At 29.8% G+C, this 23,869-nt stretch carries 16 protein-coding genes; 3 read left to right on the forward strand and 13 right to left on the reverse strand.

From position 1 onward, the window contains the following. Positions 1–123: 123 nt before the first annotated feature. From T483_RS0111260 to T483_RS0111305, 10 genes are all read right to left on the reverse strand, one after another. Positions 124–1,143: a sensor histidine kinase gene (locus tag T483_RS0111260; protein WP_026886938.1), complete on the reverse strand. Its 1,020-nt coding sequence runs from the start codon at positions 1,141–1,143 to the stop codon at positions 124–126. Then, complete coding sequence (locus T483_RS0111265; protein ID WP_026886939.1) at positions 1,140–1,811, reverse strand: response regulator transcription factor; 672 nt, start codon at positions 1,809–1,811, stop codon at positions 1,140–1,142. Before T483_RS0111265 ends, T483_RS0111260 begins: the two co-directional genes overlap by 4 nt. 126 nt (positions 1,812–1,937) lie before the next feature. Beyond that, entirely contained in the window at positions 1,938–2,648 is a 711-nt protein-coding gene (locus tag T483_RS0111270) for a hypothetical protein (RefSeq protein WP_026886940.1), read from the reverse strand. Next, positions 2,641–4,869: a membrane protein gene (locus T483_RS0111275; RefSeq protein ID WP_026886941.1), complete on the reverse strand. Its 2,229-nt coding sequence runs from the start codon at positions 4,867–4,869 to the stop codon at positions 2,641–2,643. Before T483_RS0111275 ends, T483_RS0111270 begins: the two co-directional genes overlap by 8 nt. Before the next feature lie 2 nt (positions 4,870–4,871). After that, positions 4,872–5,735, reverse strand: a complete 864-nt coding sequence (locus T483_RS0111280; protein WP_026886942.1) for an ABC transporter ATP-binding protein — start codon at positions 5,733–5,735, stop codon at positions 4,872–4,874. Positions 5,736–5,764: 29 nt separating this feature from the next. After that, a complete protein-coding gene (locus T483_RS0111285; RefSeq protein WP_026886943.1) occupies positions 5,765–7,750 on the reverse strand; it encodes an FtsX-like permease family protein in 1,986 nt (661 codons plus the stop codon). A 231-nt stretch (positions 7,751–7,981) separates the two neighbouring features. Beyond that, positions 7,982–10,228, reverse strand: coding sequence for a M1 family aminopeptidase (locus tag T483_RS0111290; RefSeq protein WP_080696983.1), 2,247 nt, complete (start codon positions 10,226–10,228; stop codon positions 7,982–7,984). Between the two features lie 26 nt (positions 10,229–10,254). After that, a complete protein-coding gene (locus T483_RS0111295; RefSeq protein WP_026886945.1) occupies positions 10,255–12,246 on the reverse strand; it encodes an FtsX-like permease family protein in 1,992 nt (663 codons plus the stop codon). Further along, on the reverse strand, positions 12,236–13,003 hold the full coding sequence (locus T483_RS0111300; RefSeq protein ID WP_026886946.1) for an ABC transporter ATP-binding protein: 768 nt from the start codon (positions 13,001–13,003) through the stop codon (positions 12,236–12,238). The genes T483_RS0111295 and T483_RS0111300 overlap by 11 nt, the downstream gene beginning before the upstream one ends. A 429-nt stretch (positions 13,004–13,432) precedes the next feature. After that, entirely contained in the window at positions 13,433–14,410 is a 978-nt protein-coding gene (locus tag T483_RS0111305; RefSeq protein ID WP_026886947.1) for an alpha/beta fold hydrolase, read from the reverse strand. Positions 14,411–14,817: 407 nt separating this feature from the next. Between T483_RS0111305 and T483_RS0111310 the strand changes: the two genes are divergently transcribed. After that, the gene (locus tag T483_RS0111310) at positions 14,818–15,414 is read left to right on the forward strand and encodes a TetR/AcrR family transcriptional regulator (protein WP_026886948.1); all 597 of its coding nucleotides are present in this window, start codon (positions 14,818–14,820) and stop codon (positions 15,412–15,414) included. A gap of 399 nt (positions 15,415–15,813) precedes the next feature. Here the strand turns inward: T483_RS0111310 and T483_RS0111315 are convergent, their stop codons facing one another. The 3 genes from T483_RS0111315 to T483_RS0111325 form a co-directional block, all read right to left on the reverse strand. Beyond that, positions 15,814–16,545 (reverse strand): MBL fold metallo-hydrolase, encoded by a 732-nt coding sequence (locus tag T483_RS0111315; protein WP_026886949.1) that lies wholly within the window; start codon positions 16,543–16,545, stop codon positions 15,814–15,816. A 517-nt stretch (positions 16,546–17,062) separates the two neighbouring features. Then, the gene (locus T483_RS0111320; protein WP_026886950.1) at positions 17,063–19,606 is read right to left on the reverse strand and encodes a PEP/pyruvate-binding domain-containing protein; all 2,544 of its coding nucleotides are present in this window, start codon (positions 19,604–19,606) and stop codon (positions 17,063–17,065) included. Between the two features lie 288 nt (positions 19,607–19,894). Continuing rightward, on the reverse strand, positions 19,895–20,347 hold the full coding sequence (locus tag T483_RS0111325) for a MarR family winged helix-turn-helix transcriptional regulator (RefSeq protein WP_026886951.1): 453 nt from the start codon (positions 20,345–20,347) through the stop codon (positions 19,895–19,897). 490 nt (positions 20,348–20,837) lie between these two features. Here T483_RS0111325 and T483_RS0111330 point away from each other — a divergent pair, with 490 nt between their 5' ends. Both T483_RS0111330 and T483_RS0111335 read left to right on the forward strand, forming a co-directional pair. Further along, positions 20,838–21,461 (forward strand): TetR/AcrR family transcriptional regulator, encoded by a 624-nt coding sequence (locus T483_RS0111330; protein ID WP_026886952.1) that lies wholly within the window; start codon positions 20,838–20,840, stop codon positions 21,459–21,461. A gap of 29 nt (positions 21,462–21,490) precedes the next feature. Beyond that, a complete protein-coding gene (locus tag T483_RS0111335) occupies positions 21,491–23,848 on the forward strand; it encodes a PEP/pyruvate-binding domain-containing protein (protein WP_026886953.1) in 2,358 nt (785 codons plus the stop codon). Positions 23,849–23,869 lie beyond the last annotated feature (21 nt).

A 23,869-nucleotide genomic window follows, 5' to 3' on the forward strand; every position in this document is an offset into this window, starting at 1 on the left:
TATATATCTTTAAAATTATTTAATACATCATAATTTACTATTCTGAATCAATTATAATATAATTGGTAAATATAATACAATTCAGTTTCTGAACAACCCTCTTTTTAATTATTAACTTCCCCCTTAATCATCACTAAAAGTTTCCATGCCAGATAGCGGAAATATTAATGTAACTTTAGTTCCCTTATTAACCTCAGAATCAATTGAAATTTTTAAGCCTAGCTTTAAGCAGAGTTTTTCACATAAATACAAACCCATGCCCGTACTTTTGCTAAATCTTCTTCCATTCTCACCAGTGAAGCCTTTTTCAAAGACTCTATCTATATCTTTCTCTATTATCCCTACTCCATTATCTTGTATAAATAACATTACTGAATTGGCTTTTTTCATTGATGATATATTAATTTGAGGATCTTTATTACTTGAATATTTTATTGAATTTACTATTATCTGATTAATGATAAATTCAGCCCATTTCCCATCGCTATATACATTTTCTTCAATGTCATTTATATTGATTTTTATTTTCTTATGAATGAAATCTCTATAGTTTCTTTTTACTACATTTTTTACTATATTACCTAGACTAATTTGTTTTATAATATAATCTTTATAAGCATTATTACTTCTAGAATAGTACAGTACCTGTTCCACAAATCTTTCAATTTTGTCTATCTGAAAGTCTATTTTATTAGTTACTTCATTTTGATTATTCTCAATAATAAGCTTTGAAGAAGCTATTGGTGTTTTAATTTCATGAATCCAGGCTTCTAAATATTCTCTATAATCTTCCTGCATATCTTTATAATATTTTACATGCTCATACATATCTCTACTTAATTCTTTAAGTATAGAGTTAAACTTTTCTCCTTGTACAGATTCTGCTTCCTTTAGCATATCTGGAATTAAATATTTCTTGTCCAATTTTTCTAATAAACTGTCAATCTCCCCAAAATACTTTTTATGCTTTATATATTCTAAAGCTATATAAGAACACAACGGGAAAAACCATATACAAAAAACAAATACAACTATAATTAAGTTAACATTTATAACAAACATTATTATTGACAATATAATAAACATAAGACTATTACATAGTATTACAATAGCTTTATCTTTAAGAAACTCACTTATAGTCATGGCATAATATACCCCATTCCTCTTCTTGTTTCTATTGGATTTTCTATTCCTATTTCTTCAAGCTTCTTTCTTAATCTATTTATATTAACATTTAAAGTGCTATCGTCTACAAAAAAATCTGCTTTCCAAAGGTACTCCATAAGAGAATCTCTTTTTACTATATTTCCTTTATTATTTATTAAAAATGATAGTATTTTAACTTCATTTTTAGTTAACTCTAAAGAGTTATCTTTATAAATAATTGTTGCATTTGAAAGATTTAAATTAAAATCTCTGTAGCTTAATATATTACTATTCTTTATGTTTCCATAAGTCCTTTTTAAAATATTAGTTATTCTTGCAAGTAGTATTTCTGTATTATAAGGTTTTGTAATAAAGTCATCTGCCCCTAAATTCATGCTCATCAGTTCATCTACTTCACTATCTCTACTTGTAACTATTATAATTGGAACCTCTGAAGTCTTGCGTATTTCCCTACATATATAGTAACCATCATACATAGGCAGGTTAATATCTAGCAATATAAGTTCAGCGTTCTCACTTTCAATATAATTTATTATGTTATCCATATCTAAAGGAGCCTTCACTTCATATCCATATCTCTCTAAAAAACTTTGCAATTCCTCCCTTATAACCTCATCATCTTCAATAATAATAATTTTCCTCATCATATCCCCCTACTAGAAATATAAGGTTATTAAATCTTGAAATCCAAAACTTAATAACCTTAATAATTATTATAAAACTAAATACTACATTTTACCACAATTTTACTCAATATCATTATAATGACTTCACTTTTTCTTTGTAGTTGCAGATAAAATTATCATCAAGAACCCAGTTAATCCAAATATCAATTTTCCAATTACTACACCTATAGGTATTGAGAATGCTGGCTCTACCGCGCTAAGAGACATGGGGTATTGTACAAAGAAATTTCCTCCAAATAAATCAACTTCATATGGTAGCGGAATATAATTTATAAGTAATACTACTACCATTAATCCAAAAATTAATCCTTGATGATATCGTCCTCCAAGACTTCCTACACCAAACACAAACAACATTGATGGAACAAGCGTTATAAATGCTGGCAGAACAAGACCGCCAAAGCTTAAGAAGTGAAAATTTACACTATAAAACCACACACTATATAAAATTGGTATCATAGAAATCAAAACAAATCCTATAATAATAGTACCAAAGCGTAGCATCTGAAACTTAAATTGATCAATAGGAGTTGCCCTCGTCAAATCTTGTACATTTTTTTCTTGTTTTGAATAAAGAAATGAGATAAAAAATAATAAGGTAACAAGTAAAATTGGCAGCACTTTAGCAAGGTATTCTCCATAACTCCATCCTGAAAACGGCGCAGTGTTTGCCACTCCAAGAATAATATCACTTGTCATAACTTCGTAGCTATATATAGCTGAAATTATAAGCAGTCCTAAGAAAAATTTATTTATAATAAGTCTTTTTAGTTCATATTTTAATAATTTAATCAACATTTAAATCCTCCTCTTTAAGATTACATGCATCTAGAAAATCCTGCCATGAAATTCTTTTTGTTTTCGAGCTATTCTCATACAGCTTTCCTAAAATTTTATCCATGTTTTCTTCACCACCAACTAATTGGGAAGCTTTTAAAATTTGAAGTGGTAGTTTTTCATATTCTCGTACAGCTCTGTTACACCCTTTAATTTCATCCGCATATTTTTCTGGAAGCATTTTTAAATATTCTGGATGTCTATTATAAAAATTATTATCTTGCTCGTATGCTCCCTTCTTCCATATATCTATATAATTTTCTTTGGCATATTCTTCACCATGCGTTTCTTTAGCAATTCTATAAGTTGTATAAACAGCAAGTCCTTCTGCGGACCAATTCGGGTTATCCCCACCATCACCTATATTTTGAAAGCTCCACCATTGATGAGAAATTTCATGTCCCATGACCTCAGCTTTTGTTGCTGCTCCACGCGACTCATTGCTTAGGTTTTTATCACTAAAGCTACTTTCTGGCATTGTACTAAGATTTGCCAAGCCTAGTCCACAACCAAAAAACACAGTTCTTTCTGCTATTCTTAATGGTTTTCCAAAAGATACATCATGCAGTTTTCCATAATGAGAAGTACAAAATTTAATAGTATCATTCATAACCGTTTGCGCATTCATATTTTTCATTCGTTCCTCCATTTTACTGCTATAATAAAATTCTATAGGCATACTTTTATTCCCCAGCTGTTTCACAACATAATCACCAGCTATTATGGTAGCTCCACAACCTCCATCAAGTTTAAAAAGCCAAGTTTTATTTTTTCCATCCTCAGAAAATAGCTTAACTTCATTATTAGACACATTTACAACTGTTTTATCATCTGTCGCATCATCCCTTAGATACGGTTCCCCATACACAATTGGTATAAGTCCTGATGGCATAGTAAACTTTCCATTAACTGGTGAACCATTCTTACTGTCTTCAACCCTAAGATATGGATAAAGTACATTTTGCCCGTAAAGATCTATACATTTATCATTGATATCATTAGGTGCAAAAGTAAGATCACCTTCTTCTTCCCTAAGTTTAGGCACACCACTATATTCCACTTCCAAAATTATTTTAGAATCATCAGGTAAAGTAAATATAGCATCATTTTTTTTATTGTCAAAATTTCTAAATGTAACTTCTTTTCCATTTGCTGTAATATGATAAATCTTAAAGCCAGGATTTGAAGTAATTTTACATTCCTGTTCACTACAGCTCAAATTTTGAAGAGTATATGTTGCCTTTCCTGAAAGACTTCCTTTATTAGTATTAAATGAAATATCTAAATTAGTATTTGACAGTTCAAGCTCTTTATTGATGTCGTTTTCATTATGATAAACTTCAGATTCCAGATAAATATTTGGTTGATTTCTATATGTGTAGACCGCGCTACTAATCAATACTACAGCTAGTACGGGAATATAAATTTTCCTTGAATTATATAAAATTGATTTAAATAACCCTTTGCCATAACGACGCACACATAACAATCCAATTATCCATATTCCGCCGAATACTAAAAGCCAAAATAAACGATTATGCTTCATTAAACGAAATACTAAATCATTACTGAAATCATCTGAAAGTGCTGGCATAGGTGGATTTATCCAATGTAAAATATTGTTTCTTTCAAACCATTTGCTAAAGCCAACTAACAAAATCCCAATGAATGCAATCATACTCACATCTGTACGAGAAAAAATCTGATAAAATGCTGAAACAACTAAAATTGATAAGAATATAGAAGGTAACATTAATAAGAAGAAACTATTCAGGTAAGTATATATATCAAAAATATTATTCATTTTCAAAAATGTGTATGGATAATATATTGCTGCTGCAATAGAAACAGATACAATAGCTGCTACCATTAGAGTAAACAATTTAACTATATTCAATATTAATGGTGAAACAATACTATTTGTTAATGCTTCTGTCTCATATTTTTTTACTCTATTAAACTCTAGTAATGTTAATAATGCAAATAATATTCCCCCACCTATTGCTCCTGCCATCACTGGATTTGCAATCAAATCACCAGATAAAGTTGAAACATATACTGGTTTATACAAATTATATCCCGCTAGTGGACATATCATAGTTAATACCATAATTAGATAAACAATCTTTGAGTGAAAAATACGGCTTAATTCCACTCTTAAATAGGAAATGAATTTCATGATTACATCGCCTCTTTTCCCATGATAAGATACATATATGCATCCTCAAGGGTAGGATCTACAGTCTCTGCAAATGCTGGAAGTGTTTCCCCTACAATCCTGCAGGCAATACCACGCACTGTGTTAACTCTTGCTGTTACCTTATATTCTTCCTTTGAACTTTCACCCATCTTCTCTTCAAAAACTCCAACATGATTGTGAGCCAATGCAATTAATTCTTCTGGAGTTCCAGTAAACAAAATTTGCCCATTATTAATAACAATCAGTTTATCGCATACCGATTGTACATCTTCAATTATATGTGTAGATAATAGAACTATCTTATCCCGTGCCATTTTGGAAAATAGATTACGAAAGTTAATACGTTCCTCAGGATCTAATCCAACAGTTGGTTCATCAAAAATTAATAATTTCGGATTTCCCAGAAGAGCTTGTGCAATTCCTACACGCTGCCTTTGACCTCCTGATAAAGTAGAAATACGTGCTTTACGTTTTTCTTTAAGATTTGTTTTCTCAATAACTTCTTCAAGAATCTTCTTACTATTTTTAATTCCTTTAAGGGCTGCCATGTAATCTAGAAACTGCCACACTGTAAGTTCATCATACAGTCCAAAAGCTTGTGGTAGATATCCTAGGCTTCCTTTTAACTTTTTTTCATCCTTAAGTATTGGTATATCATCCATAAGAATTTCACCACTAGTTTGTATTAGGCCTCCTACAAGCAATTTCATAAGAGTTGATTTCCCTGCTCCATTTGGTCCTAGAAGTCCAATAAGGCTTGGACTTTCCATTTCAAGTGAAACCTCCTTTAATGCTCTTTTACCACCTTTATAATCCATATTTAAATTTTTAATTGAAATTTTCATATTCTTCTTATCCTTTCTTTTCTTCTTTTTTAAATATTATTTTTTACTATATCTCTATAGCTTGTATATGTTATATAAAAATAAGCTGTATAAACCACAACAAATATTAAAGCTGTTATTGACGCTGAAAATCTAATATCCATTTGGCCATAAGAGTTTATGACTTTATTAATTACTGTAATACCAATAATTGAATGGATTAATGCTAGAATTCCTGGAAGGCTGAAATATATCGAGGTTTGAATAAATATTGTTTTATTTATCATGTTCTTATTTACACCAATCCTTTTTAATGCTCTATACCTTTCCACACTATCACTAGCTTCTGATAGCTGCTTAAGAGACAATATCGCCATGCTGGTTATTAACAATACCGCACCTAAATATAAGCGAATAAACAATGCTCCTATTGATGATCTCTTTTCCATAGAATAAATACTATCCTTAGAATAAGCACCTATAATTGGGAGGTTCAAATCTTCATATTTTCCATCCATATCATCTTTTTCAATTTCGTCATATTTTTTATTATTTTCTTCTCTATTTTTATCTGTGTACATTACATTAAGTACTGATTTAAAAACTTTATAATGTGATAAAAACTCATCATTTATAACTATTGTGCAATAACTAGGTGCAATAAAATCTTCAAGATTTCCTTGTATAGTCTCATGATTTTTAACAAGAAATTCTTTTCCTTTAATAGTAACTTCATTGCTATTTTTTAGTTTTTCATTTATTAGCTTAATTAACTTGTTGTAATTTGATAAGATTAAAACCTCATTCCTATTTAAATTTATTTCTTTTTCCCCTTTTAATTTTAATATTTTATTATACTCAGATATTTTCACAAAACTTCCACTATATAATCCAAAGACTTTATCTTCAGTTCCAAATAAAGATTTTAGTTCTATCGTTGGAACATATTCATTGTAAATTGCATATTTTTCATTCTCACTTTTTTTAAAATTAATTTTATTAAGCAACTCTTCAACACTACTAATTTCATCATTGGTATATAAAATCACACTAGCATCAAAAGGTGCCAGTTTTACAAATCCTGCTTCATACCCTTTCTTAAGACCGATTCCCGTAGTTAATGCAAGTATTGTAATAAATAACATTAAACATATTACTGACATTGATATAAAATTTGTATTAATTTTGCTATATATTTGTTTTACTATAAATATATTTAATCCCTTAAAATATGCTTTTTTATTATTACTTATTATATATAATATGATTCCAGATAAACTAAAGAAGAATAGTACTGTGCCTACTATTAGGAAGACTAATGCTGGTATGATAATAGAATCCCACAAATATAAATTCATCCCTAAAAAAGTTTTATATGTAAATGTTAGTGATGCCACACTTAATATAAATGATGTTAAATATATAAATAGATTTTTAAATTTCATATTTTCATTTCTTTTATCTGCTGCCAATAAATCAATTATTTTGTATTTAGAAATGACAAATATATTAAATATAATTACAAGTAAAAACATTATTCCAAAACATAATATAGTCTTACCTATAGCATTTATTGAAACTATAAATCTATATCCATCCATTGAATCATCAAACAACTTTAATATAAAAGTAGATAAAACTTGTGATGTTACTATTCCCAATATAAGACCGGCAATTAAAGATATTCCTCCTACCATAAAGGTTTCTGTCACTAAAATTCTAGATATTTTTCTTTTTCCCATGCCTAAAGTCATATATATACCTAATTCTTTTTTACGTTTCTTTATTAAAAAATTATTTGCATATAATATTAAACTGCCTAATACAACTGATACAAACATTGATATAGCAGATATTGTCTCAATTAACTTATCCATATAATTTGCAGTCGATGATTCCATATCAAAAAGTGCCTTTTGTGAATCTATTGAATTAAAACTATAAAATATGCAGACAGCTAATATTAATGTTAAGAAATATATAGTATAATCCTTATAACTTTTTTTTATATTGTCATAAGCTAGCTTAAAATACATCATTATCACCACCTCCAACAAGGCATATCACTTCTATGATTTTATTTTTGTCCTCAGCTAATCATTATTTTTTAATTTCATTTCATGTAACTTATTTTATATGAAGCTATTTATTTCATCAATTTAACTACATTTCATTAACATTACATTTTTGTTATATTAGCACAAACAGCTCTGATTCGATATAAGAATTTATTTATAATAAGTCTTTTAAATTCATATTTAAATAATTTAATCAAGATTTAAATCCTCATCTTTAAGATCGCATGCATCTAAAAAGTCCTGCCATGAAATTTTTTCTTTTGAGCTATTTTCATATAATTTAGCTAAAATTTCATCCATTTTATCTTCACCGCCAACAAGCTCAGATGCTTTTAAAATTTGAAGTGGAAGCTTTGAATATAAACATACGCTTCTATTCTCTCCCTTAACCTTTTCAACATATCTTTCTGACAATAAATTTAAATATTCTGGATACCTATAATAAAAGTTTTTTTCACTATACTTTACGTCATCTTTCCACTTATTCACATAATTTTTTTGAGCATATTCTTCTCCATAGTTTTCCTTAGCAATGCGATAGGTAGTATATACCGCAAGTCCTTCAGCAGACCAGTTTTCATTATTACCATGCCATCCAACAGTCTCCACTCCAAACCATTGATGAGCAAGTTCATGAGCTAATACTTCAGCACCTGAAGATCCCTTTGATGTATTACTTAAATTCTCATCACTAAAGCAGTTTTCTGTCATTGTACTATAATTAGGGAATCCCAATCCTCCTGGAAATAATGCTGTTTTCTCTACTATTTTTAATGGATTATTTTCAGAAACTTTTTTCAGCTTACCATAATGCTTAGTACAATAATCTATAGTATATTTCATTATCTTTTCAGCATTCATTTTTTTCATATTATCACCATGTTTACTGCTATAATAAAATTGCACTGGCATTTTTTCACTTCCTAGTTGCTTCATAACATAATCTCCTGCCATTAAATCAAAACGAGTTCCTTTAAGCTTAACAAGCCAAGTTTTTTTATCACCCTCTTCTGAAATTAACTTAGTCGTATCACCTGTAATATTAGCAATTTCCTTGCCATTCTCATCCATCTGACATGGGTTGATTATTGGCATAACACCTGAAGGCATTGTAAGCTCAGCTGTAATATTTGAATTATCTTTGCTATCTGTAACCTGAATTTCAGGAATAATTTCTTTACTCATTAAATCTATATATCTATTACTAATAGTTGTATCTAGAATATCATCACTTACCATATAAAAAATCTTAGGCTTTCCTTCGTATTCCATAGTTACATTAATATTTTTCCCAACAGGCATAATAAATTCAGCATTAGCTTCTAATGTGTCCAATTTTTTTAAAGGAACAACTTTATCGTTTATTTTTACTACTTTAATAGCATATCCTGGATTAATCTTCAATTTACACTCCTGCTCACTATCACTTAGATTATTAAAAGAATATACCGTCTTTGCAGAAAGGCTTCCCTTGTTTCCATCAAATGAAATCTTAAAATCACTGTTTAATAATTGAAGCTCTTTATTTACCTTATAACGATTATCTTCTGATTTATCTTTAAATATTTCAAGTAAATCAGCAATTTGATTCTTAGATAATATATAGACATCTGGTTGATTTACAAAGGCATAGCCTGATTCACTTATCATTACCACAGCAATTAGAGGAATATAAATTATTCTTTTGGAATTATAAATTATAGAGGCAAATAATCCTTTACCATAAATACGTACACCTAATACCGAAACTAACCATACTCCTCCAAACATTAAAAACCAAAATAATCTATTATGCTCCATTAAACGAAATACTTCTGTATTGCTGAAATAATCTGAAAATTCTGGAACTGCCGGCTTTATCCAACGCATAATATTACCAATAGGAACACGTTGAAATAAATTAGGTAAGACAAGTACAATAAATGCAGCAGCACTAATATCTAATCTTTGAAAAATCTGATATAAAGCTGAAGCTGCTAAAATTGACAACATCACAGATGGGAGGATTAAAAGAAAGAAACTATTCAAATACGTGTATCCATCAAAAACTCTTCCCATTTTCATAACCGTATATGGATAATAAAATACAGCTTCAATAGAAACAGTAATAATTGCTGATACCTCTATAGCAATTAATCTAACTGCATTTAGAGCTAATGGAGATACAATGCTGCTCAATAATATCTCAGTTTTATACTTACGTCCTTGATCAAACTTAAGAAAAGTCAACATAGCAAATAAAATTCCTCCAATTAGAGCGCCAGCAACAGTTGGATTTCCGATAAAGTGACCTGTTATCGTTTCGTCCAACATACTATCATTGTACAACTTATAGCCAGCCATTGGGCTGAATATGGTTAATAGCATTACTAAATAAACAATTTTTGAATGGAAAGTACGTTTTAATTCCACCCTTAAATATGAAAGAAATTTCATGATTAATTCACCTCCTTACCTAGTTCTTATATGTTATTTTTTACAATATTTTTATACCCTGTATATGTTGTATAGAAATACCCTGCATATACTATAATAAATATTACAGCTGTCATTAATGCTGAAAATCTAATATCTACTTGATTGAAATTACTTATCTCCTTGTTAATTACAATAATGCCGACTATTGAATGGACTAACGCAAGAATTACTGGAAGACTGAAGTATATCAAGGTTTGAAGAAATATTGTTTTATTTATCATCTTCTTATTTGCACCGATTCTCCTTAAAGCTTTATACCTTTCTATGCTGTCACTAGCTTCTGATAATTGCTGAAGTGCTAATACAGCCATACTTGATATCAAAAATACCATACCTAAATATAAGCCAAGAAATAATTCAGACGTTGAAGAACGCTTTTCCCTAGAATAAATTCCATCCTTTGAATAGGCATCCATATGGGGGACATCCATACTTTCGAACTTCCCACCAATCAAAGAATTATTATGAATCTCTTCATATTTTTCATTGTTTTCTTCTCTATTTTCATCAGTATACATTACATTAAGCACTGATCTACAGATTTTACTATCTGGCAAAAACTCATCATTTATTACTATAACGCAATAATTTTCTGCCATTATAGAGGTTTCAAGATTTTCTTGTAGAGCCTTGTGATTTTTCGCTAGATACTCTTTTCCTTCTATATTGACTTTATTGCTATGCTTTAATTTTTCATTAATTGGATCAGCTAATTTGTTATAATTTGATAAGATTAAAACTTCATCACTATTTAAATTAACTTCTTTTTCACCTTTTAGTTTTAATATTTTATTGTAATCAGATATTTTCACAAAGCTTGCTATATAGCTTTTAAAATCCTCATCTTCAGCTTTAAATAAATCCTTAATTTCTACTGATGCAATATATTCATCATAAGTTATATATTTTTCATTTTCACTTATTTTGAAATCAATTTTATTAAACACGTCATCTAAAGAAATATCTTCACCATGAGGATATATGGTTACACTAGCATCAAAAGGTGTTATTTTTTCAAGGCCTGCTTCATAATTCTTCTTAAGACCTATTCCTGTAGATAATACAATTATTGTAATAAACAGCATTAAACATATTATTGACATGGATAAAAAATGTGTATTGAATTTACTATTTACCTGCTTTATAACGAATATATTTAATCCCTTAAAATATACCTTTTTATTTTTATTTAAAAAATATAATATAACTCCAGATAAACTAAAAAATAATAATACTGTGCTTATAGCACCAATGACTAATGAAGGTGTAAACATTGGATTCCATGTTTCTATGCCTATCTTTAATAAAAATTTATATACAGCCCCTAGAGATACTATACTTAGCAGAAATGCTGCCAAATATATATATGGATTTTTAAATCTCATCTTTTCATTTTTTCTATCTGCCGCAAGCAAGTCTATTATTTTGTACTTAGAAACAACAAATACATTAAAAATCATTACAAGTAAAAACATTATTCCAAAATATAATATAGTCTTTCCTATGGCATTTACAGAAACTGTAAATCTATATTCATTCATAGAAGCATCGAGAAGCTTTAAGATAAGAGTAGATAAGACTTGTGAAGCTGCTATTCCTAATATAAGGCCCGCAACTAAAGATATAGCGCCTACCATAAAAGTTTCTGTTACTAAAATCTTAGATATTTTTCTCTTTCCCATTCCTAATGTCATATATATCCCTAATTCTTTTTTACGTTTTTTTATTAGAAAATTATTAGCATACAAGATTAAACTTCCTAGTATTACTGATACAAACATTGAAAAATAAGACATAATATCTGTTAGTTTCTCTATGTAATTTGCATTTGAAGACTTTATATCAAAAAGTGCCTTTTGTGAATCTATAGAATTAAAACTATAAAATATGCATACTGCTAATATTAATGTTAAGAAGTATATAGTATAATCCTTATAACTCTTTTTTATATTGCCAAAGGCCAGCTTAAAATACATTGTTATCATCACCTCCAAGAAGAGATATAACTTCTATGATTTTATTAAAAAATCCCTTTCTTGTGTCCTTACCTCTTATGAGTTCATTGAAAATTCTACCATCCTTAATAAAGAGTATTCTATGAGCATAACTTGCTGTAAAAGAATCATGAGTAACCATAAGTATTGTAGTTTTCAAATTATCATTTAAGTTTTCAAACCTTTCAAGTAGCAGCCTAGCTGACTTAGAGTCTAGTGCCCCTGTTGGTTCATCGGCAAGAACTAAAGATGGATTAGTTACAATTGCTCTTGCTGAAGCAACTCTTTGCTTTTGCCCACCAGACATCTCATAAGGATACTTATTAAGCACTTGTCCTATTTCTAAATGCTCTGCTACTGCTTGTATTTCTTCATCTATTTTATAGGTGTCCTCTCCTTTTATTGTTAAGGCTAAAGCAATATTCTCATAAGCTGTAAGTGTATCTAATAAGTTAAAGTCCTGAAATATAAATCCCAACTCATTTTGCCTAAACTTATCTAATTCTTTTGATTTTAACCTTGTAATGTCACTACCATTTATCAATATTTTTCCTGCAGTAACACTATCAATGGTTGATATACAATTAAGAAGTGTAGTTTTACCACTTCCTGAAGGCCCCATTATTCCAACAAACTCTCCCTCATCTACCTTAAAACTTATATTATCTATTGCCTTTGTTAAATTCCCCTTATTGCCATAATATTTCTCAATTTTTTCTACATTCAATATATTTTTCATCTATAATTCTCCCTTTTTTCTTAAACCTTTGCTTCGTATCCAATCCTTCACTTAGGACTCATCAAATAAAAATTTCATACGTCCGCTGGAATAAACATGTATTTAATTTCAGTTTTAACATGTATATATCTAACTTTTGCTTTTGATATATATCTATAATCCACATACTTAACTTGGCCCTATGTTAATTATTTTATATTATTATACTTACTTCATCAATTTAACTACATTTCATTAATATTACATTTTTGTTATGTTGATATAATTGAGCAAATATAATTTAAAAACAAAATGCCCCCTTTATAGAAACAGTTTTATTATTTTAACTGTCTCCTATAAAGTGAGCATATGATTTTGATGTGTTTTATTGTGGACGCTGAAGTGATGACTTCAAAGCCCACAAGTTTTTATTTTAATTTCTATAATATATTATAAACTTTTAAGAAATGAAATTATTTCTATACTAACCTCTTCTGGTTTTTCTTGTTGAGCCCAGTGTCCGCAATCTTCAAGAAATATAGTTTGACGGATGTTTGGGACAATACTCTTCATTCCAGAAATTATTTGATCCATCCCTGGAATACTTAAGCCAACATCACGAGTCCCTACTATAAATAATGCAGGAATTGTTACTTTTAATCCATTGAAACAACTTAATAATTCTCTATTTTTATCTAAATTCCGGTAATAATTTAATCCGCCACTAAAGCCTGTTTTATCAAATGCTTCTGCATAAACCTCTAAGTCATTTTCTTTAAGCCAAGATGTAATTTTAGGCATTAGTAATGCTGAAAGTAATCCCTTCTCTCTTGATACCATACTAAATGGATTTGGAGTTCCATCATTACCTTTACGTGGTCCTGCATTTCCAGACGCTGAATACAGTAAGTTATGAACTGCAAATCGTGCATCTTTCTCGAATTCTTTTTCTGCTACACCTGGTGTTTGAAAATATAAAGTATAAAATAACTCCTCACTAGTTTGTGGGAAAACAGTGGTTGGCGGAATTGGTGGTTGAGGCATCATTGGAACTGTTAAAGCTATAACGCCCTTGAATTTATCTGGCCTTAATAATGCTGCATTCCATGCTATTGTTGCTCCCCAATCATTTCCTACTATTACTGCTGTTTCTTCATTTAATGCATCTAACAATCCAACTATATCTCCAACTAAATGAAGCAGAGTGTATTGATCAATATTTTCTGGTTTTTCTGTATCTCCATATCCTCTTAAATCTGGTGCCACTACATGGTAACCTGCTTCAGCCAAAACAGGTATCTGATTCCTCCATGAGTACCATATTTCAGGGAAGCCATGAAGTAATAATACAAGAGGCCCTTTTCCTTGTTCCGCTATATGCATTTTTATACCATTTGTTTCAACAATTCTATGTTTTAATTCACTCATTTTACTTTCTCCTCGTATACATAATTGTAAATAGCAGCTCAATCGTCAAATTATTAAACACGTGTTGTTGTCGCGATTTATGCATGCTATTATTATAATGTACTGAAATTAGCTATTCAACCAACAGAAATCATGAAATGTCGGTTATTAAGTAAAAAATATTAATAACAAGGGTTTATTAAGGAATATTTATATTGCAATAATAAATTTATACTTATAACTATAATAAGCCAAGTGCTCAATTAAAATTATAATTTAGGAGCTTACTTAAAATATCCATACTATATAAATTCTAAATAATATAATTCATTCGTTATAAGGTTGTCTGATTTGAATTGTCCAATAGTTTAAAGCAAACTTCTATGAATTAATATTTTTATAGAATATATATTTAGAAAGGAGCAGGTATGATACAAAAATCTCAAATAAATGATAAACGCATAACTAAATCTCGTAAACTCATCCAAGATGCATTTCTTTCATTAGCTAATAAAAGCCCCTTTGAAAATATAACCGTGAAGGATATTTCAGAAAGAGCTAACGTAAACCGCGCAACCTTTTATGCTCATTTTAAAGATAAATATGATTTATTAGATTCTTTTATATCAGATGAATTCATGACAATTGTATCTAGTAGGATTAGTCCTGATGCAAAGTTAAATGAGAAAACTTTGCGTGATTTAATTTTTATTATGTGTGACTATCATAAGACTGTTGGCACTAGCTATATAAGATTATATAAATCTGCCAACATGTTAATTGATATGAGAGTTCAGCTTAAATTACAAGATACAGTACAAAACATGCTCAATAATACCAGAACTTGTTCAAAGAATGAAGAAGAAAAATTAGAATTGATTACTGTTATGATGAGCAGCGGTATATATTGCGCTACGAAACGTTGGAATAGTAAAGGTAACTTGAAAGATGCTTCTGCAATTTCTGCATTAGCTGATGAGATTCTTTCTTTCATGACTTCTTGGCTAACATCCGAATTAGATTAAATTTAATTAATCTCAATTTATTTAACTCATACATGAATTCTTCCTAATAATCTATTTAGTATTCTTATGAACACCTATTAAAATTCTTCTCTACTAAATATGGCCATAGATTTTCTCTCTTAAATCGCATAAAAACATATGGTTTATTTACGTCCACAGCCTTCAAGCCCGTATTATTCAAGCATATTCTGAAGAATATTAGAATATATATTCTTCAGAATATATATGGTTTAGAATATTTATTCTTCACAATATTTATTGTAAAGAATATTATAGATATCGAACTTTAAAACTAGACTTATGTGGTAACTTACCGAAATCATAAATATTTTGTTCCGAAAAGCTATGAAAATATCGCTAAAGGTTCTAAGCAGCGATTAATTATTCAAATAATAATATTTATTTGTCTTCATAGATTTTCTTATGCTGTGAATTTAAATATTCAATGATCTCAGTTTTATTTATAGGTGATGAGTGTCCCGGAAAACAAATGTCAAACTCTAAATCCTTTAATACATTTATAAAACGCTCTAATTTAGATGGATCATATTCACAATTATTATAGTAGTCCATGCCATAAGCATCTCCTATAAATACTACTTTTTCTTCAGGTATATAAACTATTACTGAATCTTGAGAATGAGGTGAAATAACATTTTTTAAAATAACTGTTAATCCTCCTAAATCTATTTCTAAGTCATTTTTAAAGACTATATCAGCTGGTACAACTTTTATACCTTGAAGTCCTTCGTATTCTTTACGAATATTAGTATCTGCAAATTCAATATCTTCTCCAGTTAAGAGACGATTTTTCATTGCATCATCTGTCCATTGCCACTTAGACATAACATTTAATTGCTCATTAGTTATTTCACATGCTATAGTTTTTCCTGTAACTGCATGCATCCCATAAGTATGATCCCAATGCCAATGAGTGATTGCAACATAATCAGGCAATCTTAAATTCAATTTTTCTATACAACTATTAAATTTCTTTACATGATTTTTTGAATTTCCTGCATCCACCATTAAAGAATATTTATCTCCTTTAATATATCCAAGCACTGGTCTGTCAGTTTCTCCGTCATTAATTAGATAATAAACCTTTTCTGTAACCTTTGTAAATTCCATAAAAAGTCCCACCTTTCTTTATACAAAATTAAAACTCCCCATATAGACAAACAATATCATCTATGGAGAGTTCATTTATTTAAAGATCTTTTATTATAGTTAAATTTAATCTAATATAAAACATATACTTTAGCTTAATCAAAATAAGTACTTCTAAATATATGTATATCTAAAGTTATTTTATTTTTTATAAAAGAGCTTAGTAGAAGATATTGTTCTTAAAATGCTCACTTAGTTAAAGCTCTATGGTAGAACTTCAAAGCATCTCAAACTATTTAATTTTAATAGCTTAGTTAAGAACAACTAAAATCATCTCTTTAAGTCTCCTTTTTATAAATCATTCAATTACAATGGTATCACGCTGAATTTTTACTGTCAATGCATTTTACTGTTAGACTATTACTAATAATATAACATTATCCAACTGATTTAACTTAGCTTCACCATCAATGATCCATTTAATTCTTTCCATAAAATTAATTCTTTCGTGTATTATCATTCGTATTTTCACAATTATTTATAATAATGTTATTACTCCATTTGTTCCGTCTACTCTTATTCTTTGTCCATCTTTTAATATACTTGTTGCATTATCAATAGCCACAACAGCCGGTATACCGTACTCTCTAGCTACAATTGCCGCATGGGATGTTGGGCTTCCTATTTCAGTGACAGCCGCAGCTGCAACTTTAAAAAGAGGTGTCCAAATTGGAGATGTATATGGCGATACGAGTATATCTCCCTTTTTCAATTTTTTAAATTCAGAAGGATTTCTTACTATGCATACTGAACCTTCATATACTCCACGACTTGCAGCACTTCCTTTAATTGAATTAGAATTTTCGTTCTTATCTTGTTTAATTTTTTCCTTTGACTCAAATACTGGAATTGACCCTGTAGCTACCAACCAATGCACACCTTTTTCATGAGCCTCATAAACCTTATCAAAAGCTTTCTTTCTTTTATTTAATCTTTCTTCTATATTTAACTTACCTTCTGCCACTGAATTAAGTTCCTCAAGAAAAATGAAAAATACATCTTCTGCATCATTAATATAATCTTTCTCAACTAAAAGGCTTCCTAGCTTTAAAGCCATTCTATGCAAACAACCTGCTATTTTTTCTAAGTAAAATACACTTTCCTCTCTTATTATTACCGTATATCTTATTTTCTCTAGAACTTTAGTAAACTTTTTATAATCATCACATTTTAACCCTTTCTTTACTAAGTCTTTTGCAATTTTATAAGCTTCTTCCTGTTTCCTAAAACTTTCTTCCGAATCTAATATAGATGTATCGCATAATAACGCATCAATAATTTCATTTATCATTTCAGGTTTTTCACTCCATGTAGAAGGTGATATCATACGTCCAGCACCTATAGAAGATCTATCTCCATATTCTTTCAAGAAATTCTCAATTGCATCCTTAAAAGCCTGGCCGCCTTTTCCATTCATGATTGCTGTTTGTGCTATCTTTATCATTTCTTTGTTCTGAAGTGCAGTTCTAAAAGGCAAAGCTCTAAGAAGATTTTCTTTAACCTCTTCAAACATTTCCTTTCCTACAGCTTTTTTAATTAACTTATTAAACTTAAACTCAGTAATTCCACCAGGCATACCAATTAAAGAAAACCTTTTATAAACAAAATTCTCGTATTCTTTCATCCCCTGTTTAATAAGTTTTATAAGCTTCTCTGAATCGTTTGTATTCTTTTTCGCAGTATCCATCCTCTTAATCCACTCATTAGCTTCTCTTGAAAAATCCTGCCATAGAACATTTGTATCTTTAAATAAATCATTAATTAATGATTTAGGCCCCTTCCAAATTATAGATGGAGATATTGATGGCGCCTGATAGCTTAATGCCACGCATCCACTTTCTCTTTCTATAGGTATATTCTGCTCCTTAGGCATCTTAAAGCCTGTTTCGGAGAAAGAAGTATATATCCCCTGATAGAAATGAGTAAAACATGCAAAATCCAAAGGAGTATGTGGATATGGACTATGTTCCATTACACTTTGAAGACCAAAATCTGCCTTTTTGCCTTGATAAATTATTTTATCCTCAGATCCAAGTATATTAAAATCCTCCCCCTCAGCTTCCATTGTTGTAATTGGTCTTGCTTGAAGTAAATATATCTTGCCTTCAGAAAGAGCCCATTCTGTATCTTGAGGACTACCATAATGTTTTTCAACAAGCTCTGCTAGTTTTGTAAGCTGACTAAGTTCATTTGATCCTAGGCAATAGGATTTTCTCTTTGAATCAGGTACTTTTTCTGTAACAATTCCGTTTTTAGTTAATTTAATATTAATCTCTTTAGAGCCAAGATTCTTTTCTTTTATATCTCCCTTTTTGCTTAAAACAAATGAATCCGGAGTTATTAAACCACTAACAACTGCTTCACCAAGCCCATAGCCTGCACTTATTAATATTTCATCTCTCTTTCCATTTACAGGATTTGCAGTAAACATCACTCCAGCCGCCTCTGAATCTATCATTGCCTGAACTACAACTGCAAGATCCACCTTAAGATGCTCAAAATTCATACTTATTCTATAATTTATTGCCTGCAATGACCAAAGACTTGCCCAGCATTTTTTTAAATGTTTAATGACATTTTCTTTTCCATAGATACCAAGATAAGTCTCATGCTGCCCTGCAAATGAAGCCGTTGGTAAATCTTCAGCCGTTGCACTTGATCGTACTGAAACTGACATCTTTTCACTTGCTCCCATTTTTTTATACAAGCCGTCAAAAGCTATGTTTAGCTCCTTCTGAATCTCAATAGGCATTTGAGCTTTTTCAATCCATGATGAGATATCTTTACTTGCCTCTGATATTTCATTAATATCTTGTCCCTTAATCTTTTCAAGCCTTTTTGTTATTTTCTCCTTAAGACCAGATCTTTCAAGATGAACATCATATGCACTTGTTGTAACCACAAATCCAGGTGGTACAGGTAGTCCAGCATTTATTAATATTGCGAGGTTAGCTCCTTTTCCTCCTGCTTCAAGCAATGAATCTTTATTTAATTCTTTTAACATTTTAATATATTTTGACATAATTATTTCTCCTATCTTAATCAATTTAATCCTAATGCTTATAATGCCTTCATTTAAAATATCTGATATAATATTTAGAAATATATGTAGACATCTACTTACTTTGTTAAATGAGAGTTAACTTAGGGCCCTTTAAAGTATTTGCATAACTTAATTTATAAACAATCAATTTTTTCAAAGTTAGTTAACATATTTAATAAGTAATAAAACAAAGCTTCATAGAAAATAAAAAATACGTAGACTTCTACATACTCATTTAAATAAAAAGCAGCATTTTGCTTTTTATTATTAATCAGACTCTCCATATAAATTTTTATAAGCTCTAATAAGCAGATCCAAAAAAACTTTTTTCTCCTCTTGTGACATGCCTTTTAATAACTGTTCCTCAGTTTCTTCAAAAACCTTTTCCATTTCTGTTAATATATTTTTTCCTTTTGCAGTAACTTGGATTTGAAAAGTACGCCCATCTGATATCCCAGCACTACGTATGATGCAACCTTTTCTATCTAATCCATTTAAAAGATTAGTTATAGATGAGCCTTTTAAATTCATAACACTCTCTAAATTCTTGCGAGTTATCTCGTTTCCGTGCCTTATTTCTCTTTCAATAAGCTCCAACAATAAAGCTTGAGGTGAAGTAAGATCATATTCCTTTAATTTTTCGTCATTTGTATATCTCATCTTTTGAGCAATGCTCTTTATAAATAAATCATACGGGTATTCCCAGTTTCTATTCTTCATTATTTATCATCCTCACTTCAAATTAGGTAGATCTCTACTTAATAATATATACAATATATCTTATTGTCAATAAATTTAAATTTCAGTATCATTTTTATATAAATTTAATATATTCTTCATAGTTCAATATTCAAAATCCGTCATTTTTTATTTTAATTCCATAACAAATTATAAACTTTTAGTCATTAAAAGAAATCTATTAATTAGAACTTACTTCTCTCCCAGTATCACTTCATCTTTTTAAATTCCCCTTAATACCAATTATATTATTAAGCAATAATACAATTTTTTACTTTTAAGTATTAAATTTATTCATTGACCATACTGGTCAATGAAGTTATAATCCTCTTAAATAATAAAAAGAATTATTTTTTTACTACTTAAATTACAATAATAATATTTCACTAAAGTAATGAGCATAACTTAATAGCACAAATATCTATATAAAATTCCTTATTAATCTTACATAGATCTGAAAGAAGGCAATACTGTGGTATCGAAATTTTTAAATTTAGATTCAGAAAAACAAAATCGTATCTTAAATGCAGCAATAAATGAATTTGCTGAGAAAGGTTATGAGAATGCCTCTACAAATGAGATTGTTAAAGAGGCCGGTATATCTAAAGGGTTATTATTTCACTATTTCAAAAATAAGAAGCAATTATTTTTATTTTTATATGATTATTGCATAGATGTTAGCATGACTGAATTTTACAAAAAGATTGATTTAAAGGAAAGAGATTTTTTCGTTAGGTTACGTCAAATCCATCTGATTAAAGCAGAATTATTGAATAAATTTCCTAAAATTCTTAAATTCATTGAAGCTGTAAATATGGAAAAATCAAGTGATATAGAAAATGATTTAAATGTGATAAATAAGGAAGAATTAGAAAGCGCTTCAAAAAGAGTATTTAATGGTATAGATTTATCTAAATTTAGAGATAGCATAGATATAGAAAGGGCGATAAACGTTGTTATATGGTCCTTTCAAGGATTTAATGCAAAAGTTCTAGAAGAGGCAAAGTCATCATCTTCAAAACAAATTAATTATGATAAGGCTTTTATTGAAGCAGAAGCATATACAGAAATGCTTAAAAGTTGTTTTTATAAATAAATATTGAGTTTTAAAAAGGAGGTATTATAATGTTGGATATGATCAAAAGCTTTAAAGAATTAACCCCTGAACTCCAATCATTTGCAGGTGGAAAAGGATGTATGTTATCAAAAATGTTTCAAGCAGGATATCCTGTTCCTGACGGATTTGTGATTTTACCATCAGCTTTTAAGGAGAATATTCTTAATGAGGATGCTTGGAATAAAATCAAACATTATTTAAAAGAAATTAGAAAAGATAATGAAAGTGTTTTATTTGCAGTAAGATCATCTGCTTTAAGTGAAGATTCTGCTCAAGCTTCTTTTGCAGGAGAATTTGAAACAGTTTTAAATGTTAAGACAGATGAAGAAATTCAAAGCGCAATATATGAAGTTTTTAGCTCAAGAGAATCAGAAAGAGTAAAAGCATACAGTTCAGTCCAAGGAATGGATCACTCTCATCAGATAGCGGTAGTGATTCAAATTATGATACAGTCTGAAATTTCAGGAGTATTATTTACTGCTGATCCAATTACAGGCAGTCACGAGAGCATGACCGGTAATTTTGTATTTGGATTAGGAGAACAGCTTGTATCAGGAGAAGCAAATGCATATCCATTTAATATTATGAGGCCCAAAAGAAAATATGAGGGGCCACCTGAATTTAAGAAATATGCCTCAGAGTTATATAAATATGCATCTAAACTTGAAACAGAATATGGTGCTCATCAAGATATTGAGTGGGCAGTATCAAATGGAAAATTATATATATTACAAGCAAGACCTATCACAACCTTGATAACTGGTAATCCTGATACATATGAATGGAACGATACTTTGGACGGGGATTTCCTATGGACCAATACTAATGTTGGAGAAGCAATGTCTGATGTTTTCACTCCCCTAAGCTGGTCTATAATAAGGGCTTTGGATGAAGAACAAATGACTATTCCTGGATACTATTTATTTTCAGGCAACATTTGTGGAAGAGCATATACAAACATCAGTTATGCATTGTCTTTATACCCTGCCTTCGGCAAAGATATTAAGAGTCTAATAAAAACAATGAGTGAAGTCTTTGGCCAAATGCCTGAAGAAATAGAAATTCCTATTTATCCATTTTCAAAACTAGGCTTGATAAAAGTGATGGCTCCAAAATTAAAACATCGTTTAAAAAATATTATTAAAGCTTCTAAGGAAATTCCAGAGCATTTGAATGAATCTCCAAATTTGTGTAGAAGGATGACTGAAACTATTAAAGAAGTAAAGACAAAAGAAGAATTAATCGATCTATGGAAAACTGAAATTTTACCTTTTAATTTTAAGGCTTTGTGGATTGCACTTGCTGGTGGAAGAAAAATGGTCATAGCTAATAAATTAAAGGATGAGTTAATAAAAGTAGCAGGAATTGAAGATACAAATACACTTATGTCTAATTTTAGAGGAGATTCATCCCTCGAGAGCCTTGGACCTATTATTGGTATATCAAAGATTATAACTGGAGAAATGAATCGTGAAGAATACAGAATGAAATACGGACATCGTGGGCCACATGAGTTTGAATTATCCATACCTCATCCTGGAGAAGATGAAACTTGGCTTGAAAAGCAGATAGAGGAATTGAAGAATTCAAACACAGATGTAGAAAAGCTTCTTAATAAACAACATGATCAATATGAAGAATCTCTCAAAAGATTGAAAGAACATTTTCCTAAAGAAGCTAATAATTTCGAAAAGAAAATTGTAAAAGTGGCTGAAGCAGCTCGTCTTAGAGAGTCTGTTCGTTCGGAATGGACTAGAGCCTTTAGAGTTAATCGTGCTTTTGCACTAAAGGCTGGGGAACTTACAGGCATAGGAAATGATATATTTTTTCTTTACATCAATGAAGTTTTAGATTTGCTTTCAGGAAATGACTTAGCATTAAATCATATTGCAGTTAGAAAGAAAAATTATAAAAAATATAAATTACTTCCACCATTACCATCAATTATTCGCGGAAGATTTGATCCCTTTAAATGGGTAAAAAATTCTAATAGAAGAGTTGATTACTATGATGAATCTATGCCTATTACTACACAAGATTCTGAAACTCTTAAAGGTTTTGCAGGAGCATCAGGAAAAATCGAAGGAGTTGTGCGTATTTTAACAAATCCTGAGGAAGGAGAAAACCTTAAAAAAGGCGAAATCTTGGTTGCGTCAACTACTAATGTTGGATGGACACCTCTTTTTCCTAAGGCTTCAGCAATAATTACTGACATTGGAGCACCGTTATCCCATGCTGCTATAGTAGCCAGAGAGCTTGGTATTCCAGCTGTTGTAGGATGTGGCAATGCGACTACAAGGCTTAAGACAGGAGATAAAGTTATAGTTGACGGCGGTCATGGAGTGGTACAAATTTTAAATAGTTGATTAAATATAAAACTCTATATT

Source organism: Clostridium beijerinckii HUN142 (genome assembly GCF_000621745.1).
GTDB classification, from domain to species: Bacteria; Bacillota; Clostridia; order Clostridiales; family Clostridiaceae; genus Clostridium; species Clostridium beijerinckii_A.